Source organism: Exiguobacterium sp. Leaf196, assembly GCF_001423965.1.
Classification (GTDB): domain Bacteria; phylum Bacillota; class Bacilli; order Exiguobacteriales; family Exiguobacteriaceae; genus Exiguobacterium_A.
Genome location: NZ_LMPV01000006.1, coordinates 307,307 through 320,723 on the forward strand (window position 1 = coordinate 307,307; position 13,417 = coordinate 320,723).

Consider the following 13,417-nt stretch of genomic DNA (forward strand, 5'->3'; position numbering starts at 1 on the left):
TTACATATTGAATGAAAAACAGGCAGCCCGCCGAGCGTGCGCCTGTTTTTCATTGTGACCTTATACGAATTCAATCAATAAGTCTTGACTCGCAATAGCTTCGCCTTCTTTAACATGGACGGCTTTGATCTCACCGTCTTCTGGTGCTTGGATCGTCGTTTCCATCTTCATCGCTTCCGTAACGAGAAGTTGTTCTCCTTTACGGACACGAGTGCCTGTCTCAACGAGTACCTTCAGCACACTACCCGGCATCGACGCACCGATCTGTTTTGCGTTACTTCGATCTGCTTTTGGACGGCTTGATGAACTTTCCTTAATACTGATGTCCTTGACTTCGACTTCACGAGGAACACCATTCATCTCATAATAGATTGTCCGCATCCCGTGATCGTCTGGCTGACCGATTTGAATCAACTTGAGATATAGTGTCTTCCCTCGTTCAATTTCGACCTCGATCGTTTCGCCTAGGCGCATACCGTGGAAGAATGTATTCGTATCAAGAACCGAGATATCGCCATATCGCGCGACATACGAACTGTAGTCCATGAAGACTTTTGGATAGAGCGCGTAAGCGAGAGCATCAAATTCAGTGACTGGTCGTTCAAGTTTCTCAAACAACTCATTTTTTATTGCATCAAAGTTGAGTGGTTGCATCATCTTACCAGGACGTTCCGTCAACGGAGCAGCTCCCTTCAAGATGGCACGTTGTACTTCTTGCGGGAAACCGTCCGGCGGAGTTCCGAGTTCGCCCTTCATCAGTTCAACGACTGAATCCGGGAAATCAAGTCCACTTGCTCGGTGCAGTACGTCTTCTTCCGTCAGATGATGTTGGACCATGAAGAGCGCCATGTCTCCAACGACTTTCGACGACGGTGTGACTTTAACGATATCGCCAAACAACATGTTGACACGCGCATACATTTCTTTGACTTCAGACCAACGATCCGCAAGCCCGACCGCTTTTGCTTGTTGCTGTAAGTTCGAATATTGCCCACCCGGCATCTCATGATCGTAGACGGTTGGATTTGGTGCGATCATATCAAGTTCGAATGCTTGATACAAATGACGCACGTCCTGCCAATAGTCCGAAATCTGTTCGAACTTCTGTGCTGAGACGAGTGGTTGACGTGGATGACCACTTAGGGCATGAATCAAGCTACCACCCGCTGGCTGACTCGTCAGTCCTGACATACTTGATGCCGCGACGTCAACGACGTCGACCCCGGCATCGATTGCACGCGCATACGTATAAATCCCGTTTCCACTCGCATCATGGGTGTGAAGATGGATTGGTAACGATACTGCATCTTTAAGTGCCGATACAAGCGCATAGGCTGCTTCCGGTTTCAAGAGACCCGCCATATCCTTGATGGCAATGATGTGAGCACCGCTCTCTTCCAGTTGTTTCGCCAGATTGACGTAATACGGCAGATGATATTTCGGACGATTCGCATCGAACAGATCCCCTGTGTAACAGACAGCTGCTTCCGCGATTTTACCTGTTGGCAAGACCGCATCGATGGCGAGTTGAATTGATTCCGGGTTGTTCAAGCTGTCGAAAATCCGGAAGACATCGACTCCCGCTTGCGCCGCTTCCTTGACGAAGGTATGGATGACATTGTCTGGATAGTTCTTGTAACCAACGCCGTTCGCACCGCGAAGTAACATCTGAATCAGGACGTTCGGCATCTTTTCACGCAATTTCATCAGACGAACCCATGGATCCTCTGATAAGAATCGATACGCGACATCAAACGTTGCCCCTCCCCATGCCTCGACTGAGAACAATTCAGGAAGCAGTTTCGCTTCCGCCTCTGCGATCGCAACGAGATCCTTCGTCCGCATTCGTGTCGCAAGTAACGATTGATGAGCGTCACGGAATGTCGTATCCGTTAACAAAACGTTGTCTTGTGCTTTCAACCATTTCGCGACAGCTTCCGGTCCTTCTGCATCAAGGATCGCTTTTGCGCCTGGCGTGTAGTCTGCCGGAAGATTTTTTGGAATTCGGACGTCACGCGCAAGTGGCTTGTCCAGTTTTCCGATTCCCGGGAATCCATTGACGGAAACCTCTCCGATGTACGTCAACAGCTTCGTTCCCCGGTCTTGACGTTTTGGGAAGATGAATAATTCTTGTGTATCATCGATAAACGATGTATTGTAATCGCCGCTGACGAACGCGTGGTGTTTCAAGACATTGCTCAAGAATGGGATGTTCGTCTTAATACCACGAATCCGGAATTCACTTAAGTTTCGACGCATTTTCGCGACCGCTTGGTCATACGTCAAACCGTGCGTCGAGATTTTAACGAGCAACGAGTCATAATACGGTGAAATTTCTGCTCCGACATAGGCATTCCCACCATCGAGACGTACACCAAAGCCGCCTGGTGAACGGTACGCTTTAATCTTACCTGTATCCGGCAAGAAGCCGTTCTCTGGGTCCTCTGAAGTAATTCGGCTCTGGATCGCAAAACCAAGCATCTTAATCTCTTCTTGTTGTGGAATGCCGACAAGGTCGCTATGTAACGATTCGCCTTCAGCAACACGGATTTGAGTCTGAACGATGTCAACGCCTGTGATCATCTCCGTAATCGTATGCTCGACTTGTACACGTGGGTTGACTTCGATGAAATAGAACGATTCATCTTGTGTGACGAGAAATTCGACCGTACCCGCATTTTCGTATCCGACATGTTTCATCAACGTGACAGCCGCGTCACAGATCTTTTTACGCCCTTCTTCTGAAAGCGTGACACATGGCGCCACTTCGACGACTTTTTGGTGACGTCGTTGTACGGAACAGTCTCGTTCAAACAAATGAATGATGTTTCCATGTGCATCCCCGATAATTTGGACTTCAATATGTTTTGGTCGTTCGATTAATTTTTCAACGTAAATTTCATCCGAACCGAATGCTTTTAAAGCTTCAGATTTCGCTCGTTCAATCATGTCTGGAAGCTCTTCTTCTGTCCGGACGACACGCATACCACGTCCACCACCACCAAGCGATGCTTTGACCATGAGTGGATAGCCTGCTTCTTTTGCGAACGCATACGCTTCATCAATTGATGAGATCGGACCATCTGTTCCTGGAATGACAGGAAGACCCGCTTCAATTGCAGTCGTCCGTGCCCGTACCTTATCTCCGAACTTATACAGGTGATCTTCTTGCGGCCCGATGAAGATGATTCCTTCTTCGCGGCAACGTTTGGCTAGCTCAATATTCTCAGAGAGGAATCCATAACCAGGATGGATCGCATCACATTCGGCTTTTTTCGCTGTTGCGATGATATCTTCAATGTCGAGGTAGGCTTCGATCGGTTTTTTTCCTTCTCCGATCCGGTACGCTTCATCGGCTTTATAACGATGAAGAGAACCCATGTCCTCTCGTGAATAAATAGCAACGGTACGAATACCGAGTTCTGTCGCTGCACGGAAAACGCGAATCGCGATCTCCCCGCGGTTTGCTACGAGAATCTTCTGGATTTTAGTCAACTGATGCTCCCCCTTTAGTTAATGAGCTCGTGGCACTCATCGAACGTGCAGTTTGCACTTCTTTATGATAAGCCACCCGATATTTGTTTTGCATAGAAATGTTTGCCATTACACCAAGCATCGTACTCATGACGAGTAACGATGACCCACCGTAACTGATGAATGGCAAGGTGACACCTGTACCTGGAAACAGACCAGACATGGCTGCAATATTGATACATGTCTGGATGAAAATAATACCGGAAATCCCAAGTGCGAGCATGCTCGAATAAAGTGAGACACACCGGTTAGCGATGATCGCCCCTTGAATCATCAGGTAAAACAATAGACCGAGTACGACAAGGACCCCGATGAAGCCGAGTTCTTCCGAGATGATCGACATGATGTAGTCGGTTTCAGGCTCTGGCAGATAACCATACTTTTGAAAACTATTCCCAAGACCCACTCCGAACAATCCCCCATGGGCAATCGATATGACGGAGTTGATGAGCTGATATCCCTTACCTTCTGCGTCAAGAAAGGGATTCAAACTCGCTTGAATCCGTTGCATCTGATTATCCGAAAAATTGTTCCATGCGTACAAGAAGATGATCGGAACGGTAACGACACATAACATGATGTAACCACTCGGTAATCCTACTGCAAATAAAATCATCGCCGTGATGAGTAACAGAATGAATAATCCGCCGTCATCCGGTTGCATACGAATGATGATCGCGTAAGGTGCAAGTAACACAAGCATTGGAATCAAGATCCAGTCCGAGAAACTAAGTAAAATCCGTTTTCCGGGGGACGTCGCTGGAATTTGACGATGGATGAAGTGATGGACAATCCCAATCACGCCATCCATCTTTCCTTTGTGCTTTTGATCAAAATAACTGGCAAGCCCGACGACGAGCACGAATTTACAAAGCTCGATTGGTTGAATTAAGAAGATACCGAAGTTCAACCAGGCGCGAGCTCCGTTTAGGGGAGCCGAAAATAGTGTTGCCATCAGCATCAACCATGTAATCGCGTACAAGAGTAAACGAATGACTGGTCCACGAAATACTTCATGATTCACTTGCGAAACTAAAAGGAACAGCACGATGGCCATCGCATCGAACATCAACTGCTTCTCAAAGAAGGACGTATTCGCATAATCGCCACCGTTCCAAACGCTGGCACTATAGACCATGACTGTACTGATCGCCATGAGGATGAGCATCGTAAAGAAGAGACCGTAGTCAAAAAATGCTCGTTTTTCTTTAAACTTCGCTAACATATGTACACGTCCTTTTTTTCGTTTTCTAAAAAAAAATACCCAAACGCCGCATTTCACGTTTGAGTAGAAAATCAGCACGTCTCCGCATCATGTAAATCAGATAATTGCTGTTCAAGTGATTCGAGCAACTGTTTCCCTTCACCCGCATCAATCAGTTCAAGACGTACCGCAAAATCAATCTGACGGGACAATCCGAACATTTGTGTATCCAATACTTCCTCGTAAAGAGGACATTGTGGCATCGTTAAATTCGCAAGCTGGACCTCGATCAACCGGCGGATTTTTTGTGCATCCGCTTCTAGTAGCTCAAGAGCGCGCTGGCGATGAACTGTCTCGATTTCAGTTGACAATCCAATCCCTCCTCATCAAATGACGCGTTCCTGTTATAGCTAAACTTTACCTTACTTTCGCCAACAATTCAACGTTTCGGTATAATGGATTTGTTGGACTTACACATTTAGGGGGTATAACAAATGATTTTTCCGATTAACGGTAAAGTACGGCACCAGTTGACGATTGATCCGACAGTTTGGATCTTTGATGAACGAAAGGTTGCGATCGAGAAGATTGGCCAACCAGCAGATACGAGCGAACAAGAGGCGTACTACGCGAAAATGGGGGCAGCGTGGGATAAAGGCATCATGGAAGGCAGTCGTACGGATCATAATCGTCCGATGACACGCGCTGAAAAAGAAGCCGCGCTTCAAGGGTCATTCGCCATGGCGCTCGCACCGTTCATCCGGAATGCTGAACTCTTACCGGAAGCGACCGCTATTCGTTTCGAAGGTGAAGAAACGGTCGAACTTCCACTTGAGCAACTCGACGAAGTGTACCTGCAGTTCTCACAAGACGGCAAAGTGTTAGCAGATGGACCCGTTCACCTCTTGCACGGACAACGGATCGTCAAATCTGTTCACACGGTTACCGTCATATAAGGAAAACGTGGTGCGCCTGAATAGACGCACCACGTTTTTTATAATAAGTCGGCTGCGAGGCGCGCCAGATTCGAGCGTTCCCCTTTGACGAGTTTGACGTGTCCCGTCATTTTCTCATTTTTAAGGCGTTCTACGGCGTAGGATAAACCGTTCGAATATTCATCTAAATACGGGTGATCGATCTGTTGCGGATCACCCACTAACACGATTTTTGAGTTTTCACCGACACGTGTTAAAATCGTCTTGACTTCGTGTTTCGTCAAATTCTGCGCTTCATCGATGATGATGAATTGCCCCGGCATGCTCCGTCCTCGAATATATGTCAACGCTTCCAGTTGAATCGTCTTCATTCCCGCGAGAATGTTACCAAGTTCGTCTCCTGATCCCGTATTAAAGAGATGTTCGAGGTTATCGTAGATCGGTTGCATCCACGGACGAAGCTTTTCCTCCATCTCACCTGGCAAGTAGCCAATATCATTTCCCATCGGCACGACTGGACGAGCAACGACAAGTTTTTTATATTTATGCTCGTCTTCTACTTGCAGGAGCCCCGCAGCGAGTGCAAGTAATGTCTTTCCGGTACCTGCCTTCCCAACGAGTGTAACGAGCGGTACATCGTCTCGAAGTAATAACTCAAACGCCATCCGTTGTTGAACGTTTCGGGGAATAACACCCCAGACTTGATCGACATCGATCGAAAGTGCCCGGATGATCGGCAAATTCTGATCAACGATAGCAATGGCAGAGGCTTTTGACATGTTACTTTTTAGAATGATGAATTCATTCGGTTGCACTTTTTCCGGCAATACATCAACTGAAAGTCGTTTATCCTGATAGAAAGCATCGATATATTCCTGATCGACGGTCACTTCGATGAATCCTGTATAAAGACCAGTCAAGTCAGCGATATGATCCGTCATATAGTCCTCAGCGACTAATCCATACGCATCCGCTTTAACGCGGACTAAGATATCTTTTGAGACGAGAATGACATCTCGTGGCGTCGCTTCAGTTTGTTGTTCACGATGAATCGACCATGCGAGCTCGATAATCTTATTATCGTTCGATTCATGGATAAACGGCGAGCCCTCGTAAATGGAGTCACCGATATCGACGCGAAGAATGCCACCGTTACCAAGCGGAACTCCCGCATGAAGCTGACCGGTTTCCCGCAATTGGTCTAAAATGCGAGCTGTTTCTCGTGCGTTGCGCCCCACCTCATCCATGTTGCGTTTTTTTCCATCCAGTTCTTCTAGTACGATCGCTGGTATGACGACATCATGCTCTTGAAACTGAAAGAGAGAAAGTGGATCGTGAAGCATGACATTGGTATCAAGTACGTATATTTTTTTCATTCCATCGTTCGCCCCTTTAGAGTCGAGTTTGTGATGAATGTTACGCTTTTAGGATGCGATGAACAAGTTGATCCAACCGTTCAGCTGCCTGTTCATCGTATGTTTTTTCAATGGTCGGTCGTTGTGTGACAGCTGCTCCGTAAAATAAGATGTCACGTACCTCTTCGACGCGCCCCTCATAAAAAGAGAGCGAAAGTGGAAGTGGTTCTTGCGGCGTAAACGACTTGACGTCCGTACACGTTAAGCTGTGTGTCGACTGCTCTGCAAAGAATATCAAGGTGAAAACCGGATGTTCTCGTAACGTTTTGACGAGATGAGAATCTGCTTCGATCGCAAAACGAACCGTTTGTGAATCCTTCGCATATACCCAACTAATTGCATGTGTGATCGGCCAATGTTTGGATTGATCATGCGTGATCAAAAAAACAAGTGGTAATTGTGATAACGCATCTAGTTGATGTGAGCTGAGATTTTGCTCTACTTTATTTGCCATGACATCACCTCCTCTATGACTTAGTGATGATATTTCGAGACATACTTCTCGATTCCCTTTTTTACATCTGAATAATCTTCTAATATGATATACTAAGAAAAAAAGGGAGGACCCGACATGCGAGTGAAATGTACGATTTGCGATAAGCGTGAGACGATTGATGATTGGTCCTTCACAGCGAAGCGATTACGCAATAAACCAGTTCGTGTCCATCTATGTGATGAGTGTCGATCTCGTGTAGAAGAACGGACACTCGAACGCCATGCCTCTGGACAATTTCATTTATACCCTACTTGGGAAACAAAACGAAAACACTGGTAAATAAAAGGTCTGCAGGAAATTTCCCTGGCAGACCTTTTATTTTTCACCGTTTGATTCGAACCAATCGATCATCCTCGGTCGACGGATTCCCTCTACCATCTGTATTGTTCGTAATATAATAAATTGACGTCTCATCAATCCACACATCGCGAATCCGCCCTTGATTTTCGACAATCGTTTTGACCTGTTTCGTCTTTAGATCAATCGCTTGTAATCGTTGACCTACAAGTGTTGCAAAATACAACGTATCATCCGCTTCTGCAATCCCACTTGGTGCAACGGATCGCTCTCCTACTTCGTACCACGGTGTCACAAGTCCTTTTGCTTGTTCTTTCCCTTCAATCGTCGGCCATCCATAGTTTTTTTGTTCAATTCGATTAATTTCATCGTGTCCACTTTGACCATGCTCACTTGCATACAGTTGGTCATCGACAAAAACAAGCCCTTGTGGATTTCGGTGACCAAGACTATAGACATAGCCTTTTTGATTCCCCTTGAACGGTTTTCCTTCAGGTGTGATGCGTAAAATTTTTCCTGCAAGTGAATCGATGTCTTGCGCCAGTTCAGGATTTGCTGCGTCTCCTGCTGTGACGTAGAGTGCACCTTCTGGTCCCCACTCAAGTCGTCCTCCGTTGTGAATCGTCGCTCCCGGAATATCGTCGAGTAACACACGCTCTTCGACCCACTGATTGCCTTCCTCTTTGATTGCAATGACACGATTGGTCACTTGATTTTGTTTTGCATACGTATGATAGACGTATGCCGTCTTATTGTTCTTAAAATCAGGGTCAAGTACCATACCGAGTAATCCACTTTCTCCTTCAGCAATTACATCTTTCTTCAGTTGCAAGCGCATCCTCTCATAATCACCTTGTTTTCCTTTGACAATTGTTCCTTCGCGCTCTGTAATATAAAAAGTCTCTCCTTCGCGAACGATATTCCATGGGGCGTTTAGCTCTTTAAATACGACTCCTTCTTTCGTTTGTGATGATTGCGTATCTTCTTGATTACCTGAATCCTGTTGATTGTTTTTTTGTGTCTTCTGATTGGTTTCCTTTGTTGACGATTCTTCTGACGTTTGTGTACAGCCGATCAGAATACCCGCTAACAGCAGGGGTATGACATACCTTATTTTCATTGTTTTCTCCCCCCTTTTAGTATCCCTGTTCCCGCTACGCTTTAAATCATGCATCTGAATTAGCACAAAAAAAGAACGAACCTCCGAAGAGATTCGTTCTTTTGATTCATGACATGCTTCCGTCAAGAAGCTGTCCGTTCACGTTCACGCTTGACCATCCACATCCGGAAGCGATAAATACCAAGTACGAAGACCATCGCTAAGAGTACTTCAGGAATCGGCCATGTCCAGAAGACAAGCGTCAATGCTGCCGAGAAGACGGCGAGCAAGAGATAGACGATCAGTGATTTCCACCATGCTAGTTCCTTAGCAAATCCTAACTTAAAGACGACAAGCGTCAAGATGACGACGGTGATCATTAAAGGATAAAATCCCGCTTCGATGTTATTCGGATCACTTCCGATACCGAGAAGTTTCGCGATGAACGGAATATCGTATTTCGAGAAATCAGAAGCAACGGCAGCTTGTGCATTCATTGCCAGTCCCCCTATTCGTTCAAGACTTAATCTTTACCTAGACGACGACGTTTTTCTTGCTTTTCACGTTCGTTCTTGTTCAAGACTTGTTTACGGAGACGAACCGATTGTGGTGTGATTTCACAGTACTCATCTTCGTTCAAGAATGTCAACGACTCTTCAAGTGAGAAGACACGTGGACGTTTAAGAACGTTCGTTGAGTCTTTTGCAGATGCACGCATGTTCGTTAATTGTTTTGCTTTAACGACGTTGACAGCGAGATCGACATCACGGTTACATTCGCCGATGATCATACCTTCGTATACTTCAATACCTGGCTCGATGAAGATCGTTCCGCGGTCTTCAAGAGCTGAGATCGCGTAAGCAGTTGCTTTACCTGTTTCGATTGAGACCATAACACCGCTACGACGTCCACCGATGTCCGCTTGGATGAACGGACGGTATTCTTCGAATGTGTGGTTCATGATTCCGTATCCACGTGTAGCAGAAAGGAATTCGTTACGGTAACCGATCAAACCACGTGAAGGAACGATGAATTCCATCTTCGTTTGACCGTTGTCCATTGTTTGCATGTTCGTCAATTCACCTTTACGGAGACCGATCGATTCCATGACAGAACCTGTGTACTCTTCTGGTGTATCGATGACGACGCGTTCGAATGGCTCGACTTTGACGCCTTCTTCTTCTTTGATGATTACTTGCGGTTTCGATACTTGAATTTCGTATCCTTCACGGCGCATGTTTTCGATCAAGATCCCGAGGTGAAGTTCCCCACGACCAGAAACGATCCAGCGGTCCGGTGAGTCTGTGTTTTCGATGCGAAGTGAAACGTCTGTTTCGAGTTCTTTTTCAAGACGCTCTTCGATTTTACGTGAAGTAACGAGATCCCCTTCACGACCAGCGAATGGCGAGTTGTTGACGATGAATGTCATTTGAAGCGTTGGCTCATCGATACGTAATAATGGGAGTGGATCAACGTGTGAAGTTGGGCAAACTGTTTCACCGACGTTGATGTCTTCCATACCAGCGATCGCAATCAAGTCTCCTGCTTTTGCAGTTTCGATTTCGACACGTTTTAGACCGAAGTAACCGAACAACTTCGTGACACGGAAGTTCTTCGTTGAACCGTCAAGTTTTGAAAGTGAAACGCTATCGCCAACTTTGATTTCGCCACGGAAGACACGACCAACACCGATCCGTCCGAGGTAGTTATCATAGTCAAGCATCGTAACTTGGAACTGAAGTGGCTCCATTGTGTTATCGACAGGTGCTGGTGTATGCTCAAGAATTAAATCAAGAACGTTCGTGATTGTATCTTCTTGTTTATCTAATTCAGGTTCGAATGAACTTGAGCCGTTGACTGCCGATGCATAAACGACTGGGAATTCGAGTTGATCTTCGTCAGCTCCGAGGTCGATCAAGAGATCCACGACTTCGTCGACGACTTCAAGAGGACGGACCATCGGTTTGTCGATTTTGTTGACGACGACAATTGGTTGAAGTCCTTGCTCGAGTGCTTTTTTCAAAACGAAACGTGTTTGTGGCATACAGCCTTCACGTGCATCGACAACGAGGATGACGCCATCCACCATACGCATGATTCGCTCAACTTCTCCACCGAAATCGGCGTGTCCTGGCGTATCAACGATATTGATGCGTGTGTTTTTGTAGTCGATTGCAGTGTTTTTCGCAAGAATCGTGATTCCACGTTCCCGCTCGATGTCATTTGAGTCCATTGCGCGTTCTTCGACTTGTTCGTTCGTACGGAACGTACCAGACTGTTTTAAAAGCTCATCGACTAATGTTGTTTTACCATGGTCAACGTGAGCGATGATCGCAACGTTGCGTAAATCATTTCGTACTAATGTTGTCATAGGTGTGTACCTCTTTCTATTCATTTAAATAAATCTTATCATACTTTCGGTCAACTTTAAGAGTATAGCACAGGTAGAGTCCTAATTGGCAATGACTAAGATTCGACATCATCTCGAAAGCCTTTTCATTATTCTTCATTCACGCTACACTGTTAACGTACTCACGGGTAGAGGGGGAAAAAACATGCGTCTACTATTTTTGTTACTTGCCATGCTTGCAGTAGGATCCATGGCAGGCATCGGCATTTTCATCGCGGAACAAAACGTACCGATGACGATCGCCTCTGTCGTCTTGATGATAGTTGCGATGGGTGCCGGATTCGTTTTAAAGGCACGTTTGCGCAAACAAACATGACTGAGAAGGTTCCTTTCGTTTAAAACGAAAGGACCTTTTTTCAATCCTCTTGTGTTTGTACAAACGTCAATACATCTTCAACGAATGTCTGGCTCCCTGCTAATACACTCGTTTGCTCGAGAAACGACATCGGCTCTCCGGTAATCGTCCCGACACGTCCACCAAGCTCTTCAATCAATAATTGACCGGCTGCATAATCCCAAGGCATGTTACGCATCGTGATATATCCATCAACGCGTCCGGCAGCCGTCCATGCGAGTTCAAGGGAAGCTGCACCAATCGCTCGTACACCTACTGCGTGTCGCACGAGCGGCGCAAGACGATCCGTGTTAATTCGACGGTTCGGCGTCACCCAAGTAGCATTCATACAGATGATCGCTTCCTTAACGCTCCGTTCTGTCAGTTGAGGTAACCGAATACCGTTTTGATAAGCCCCTTGTCCTTTGATGACATGAAATAGCTCGTCAGCCATGACATCATAAACAAATCCGTACCGTAGTTCCCCTTCCATCATGATCGCAATTGAGATGGCGAACATTCGCTTTTGACGGATGAAGTTCATCGTTCCGTCGATCGGATCAACGAACCAAATCGTACCTTCGAGTGTATCGGGTCGAGCGATGCGCCCCTCTTCACCATAAATATGATGATCCGGATAGCGATCTAGAATACCTTTAATCAATAAATCCTCGACGGCTTGATCAATCTCCGTCACTAAATCACTTTTTCCGGTTTTCTGTTCAATGTGATACGACACATCAATCTTTTCGCGAATGTATTTCCCTGCTCGCTTGATCAAGTCTATCGCATCCAACTCGATTTGCATCTTCCTTCACTCCTTCATCATCGTTTCCAGCTTCTTCTATAGTAACAAAAAAAGAAAACCAGCGAACGATTCGCTGGTTGAAGTGGTGATATTTTATTATAAGGTAGAGAAAAGGACGTTGAAATCAAGCTTCAAGACGTACCATCTCTTGACGATATTTTTCGAGGCGCTCTTTACTTGCACCAACAGCTTCTGCGTCACTTGCCACCATCGCATCATGTAATGTAGCAAGCTCATAGTCGATTTCGAGACGCAATACAGGAATGCGTTTTTCTGCATCTTTTCTCTTGTATGCTTCTATCACTTGTTTCACAGTAACCACACTCCTTCGCGGGATAAACAGAAGTTTAATTTGTCAGACAATTGCGACTTATCAGTGGATTGAATCAATAATAGTACGATTCAACTTAGATGTAAAGCATCTAATTTTAAAAAATACAGTTTCACATATTTGTAAGGATAACGTCTTGTATGTAGTATATAGCCGCTTCCCTTCCACTTTAAACAAATGATGATCATTTTCCGCACATTTCCAGTCCGTATAAAAGATAAGACTCCTATACGATCGCATAGGAGTCTTATCTTTTATGATGTCATTATTTTTTCATGAGCACGATTGGATCTTCTTGGCGTTTTGCCTGTTGCATCGTCCGATAACTTGAGCAACCTGTCTCTTCCATATAAAACTGATCCCACTGTTTTTCCTCGGATTTCGAGGTGACGATTTGCTTAAATTCCCGATATGCCTCGAGCAAACGTTGTCGTTCTACACCTGATTCATACGCTTGTTCGACTAAATTGAAAAAGTCGATGACTTTAACAATTTCTTCCGTCGACCAATCGGAATTGAGCGGATAATTCAATGCCATCATTCCCACTTCCTTT

14 protein-coding genes are annotated in these 13,417 nt (G+C 45.6%); 3 read left to right on the forward strand and 11 right to left on the reverse strand.

What is annotated here, in order from left to right:
* Nucleotides 1-60 precede the first annotated feature (60 nt).
* The 3 genes from ASG02_RS07780 to ASG02_RS07790 all read right to left on the reverse strand — a co-directional run bounded on the left by ASG02_RS07780 (nucleotide 61) and on the right by ASG02_RS07790 (nucleotide 5,109).
* The gene (locus ASG02_RS07780) at nucleotides 61-3,495 is read right to left on the reverse strand and encodes a pyruvate carboxylase (RefSeq protein WP_056062369.1); all 3,435 of its coding nucleotides are present in this window, start codon (nucleotides 3,493-3,495) and stop codon (nucleotides 61-63) included.
* Nucleotides 3,488-4,759, reverse strand: coding sequence for an FtsW/RodA/SpoVE family cell cycle protein (locus tag ASG02_RS07785; RefSeq protein WP_035406728.1), 1,272 nt, complete (start codon nucleotides 4,757-4,759; stop codon nucleotides 3,488-3,490). Before ASG02_RS07785 ends, ASG02_RS07780 begins: the two co-directional genes overlap by 8 nt.
* A gap of 71 nt (nucleotides 4,760-4,830) precedes the next feature.
* Nucleotides 4,831-5,109 carry a YlaN family protein gene (locus tag ASG02_RS07790; protein ID WP_023468835.1) on the reverse strand — a complete coding sequence of 93 codons (279 nt, stop codon included), beginning with the start codon at nucleotides 5,107-5,109 and terminating at the stop codon, nucleotides 4,831-4,833.
* Nucleotides 5,110-5,232: 123 nt separating this feature from the next.
* On the opposite strand from ASG02_RS07790, the gene ASG02_RS07795 reads away from it, so the two are divergent.
* Nucleotides 5,233-5,694, forward strand: coding sequence for a hypothetical protein (locus ASG02_RS07795; protein ID WP_056062372.1), 462 nt, complete (start codon nucleotides 5,233-5,235; stop codon nucleotides 5,692-5,694).
* A 38-nt stretch (nucleotides 5,695-5,732) separates the two neighbouring features.
* Here the strand turns inward: ASG02_RS07795 and ASG02_RS07800 are convergent, their stop codons facing one another.
* A complete protein-coding gene (locus ASG02_RS07800) occupies nucleotides 5,733-7,049 on the reverse strand; it encodes a PhoH family protein (protein WP_056062377.1) in 1,317 nt (438 codons plus the stop codon).
* A 40-nt stretch (nucleotides 7,050-7,089) separates the two neighbouring features.
* Nucleotides 7,090-7,542, reverse strand: a complete 453-nt coding sequence (locus tag ASG02_RS07805; protein ID WP_056062378.1) for a hypothetical protein — start codon at nucleotides 7,540-7,542, stop codon at nucleotides 7,090-7,092.
* A gap of 117 nt (nucleotides 7,543-7,659) precedes the next feature.
* On the opposite strand from ASG02_RS07805, the gene ASG02_RS07810 reads away from it, so the two are divergent.
* Nucleotides 7,660-7,863, forward strand: coding sequence for a YlaI family protein (locus tag ASG02_RS07810; RefSeq protein ID WP_035406716.1), 204 nt, complete (start codon nucleotides 7,660-7,662; stop codon nucleotides 7,861-7,863).
* Between the two features lie 43 nt (nucleotides 7,864-7,906).
* Here ASG02_RS07810 and ASG02_RS07815 read toward each other — a convergent pair whose 3' ends face one another.
* The 3 genes from ASG02_RS07815 to typA form a co-directional block, all read right to left on the reverse strand.
* A complete protein-coding gene (locus ASG02_RS07815) occupies nucleotides 7,907-9,001 on the reverse strand; it encodes a sorbosone dehydrogenase family protein (protein ID WP_056062381.1) in 1,095 nt (364 codons plus the stop codon).
* 122 nt (nucleotides 9,002-9,123) lie between these two features.
* On the reverse strand, nucleotides 9,124-9,477 hold the full coding sequence (locus tag ASG02_RS07820; RefSeq protein ID WP_023468841.1) for a YlaH-like family protein: 354 nt from the start codon (nucleotides 9,475-9,477) through the stop codon (nucleotides 9,124-9,126).
* Nucleotides 9,478-9,503: 26 nt separating this feature from the next.
* Complete coding sequence (gene typA / locus ASG02_RS07825; RefSeq protein ID WP_035406711.1) at nucleotides 9,504-11,351, reverse strand: translational GTPase TypA; 1,848 nt, start codon at nucleotides 11,349-11,351, stop codon at nucleotides 9,504-9,506.
* 184 nt (nucleotides 11,352-11,535) lie between these two features.
* Here typA and ASG02_RS15665 point away from each other — a divergent pair, with 184 nt between their 5' ends.
* A complete protein-coding gene (locus ASG02_RS15665; protein WP_162236131.1) occupies nucleotides 11,536-11,706 on the forward strand; it encodes a DUF5325 family protein in 171 nt (56 codons plus the stop codon).
* Nucleotides 11,707-11,746: 40 nt separating this feature from the next.
* Here the strand turns inward: ASG02_RS15665 and ASG02_RS07830 are convergent, their stop codons facing one another.
* From ASG02_RS07830 to ASG02_RS07840, 3 genes are all read right to left on the reverse strand, one after another.
* A complete protein-coding gene (locus ASG02_RS07830; RefSeq protein ID WP_035406708.1) occupies nucleotides 11,747-12,532 on the reverse strand; it encodes an inositol monophosphatase family protein in 786 nt (261 codons plus the stop codon).
* 124 nt (nucleotides 12,533-12,656) lie between these two features.
* Nucleotides 12,657-12,845 carry a hypothetical protein gene (locus ASG02_RS07835; RefSeq protein WP_023468845.1) on the reverse strand — a complete coding sequence of 63 codons (189 nt, stop codon included), beginning with the start codon at nucleotides 12,843-12,845 and terminating at the stop codon, nucleotides 12,657-12,659.
* 283 nt (nucleotides 12,846-13,128) lie between these two features.
* Nucleotides 13,129-13,401: a UPF0223 family protein gene (locus ASG02_RS07840; RefSeq protein WP_056062384.1), complete on the reverse strand. Its 273-nt coding sequence runs from the start codon at nucleotides 13,399-13,401 to the stop codon at nucleotides 13,129-13,131.
* Nucleotides 13,402-13,417 lie beyond the last annotated feature (16 nt).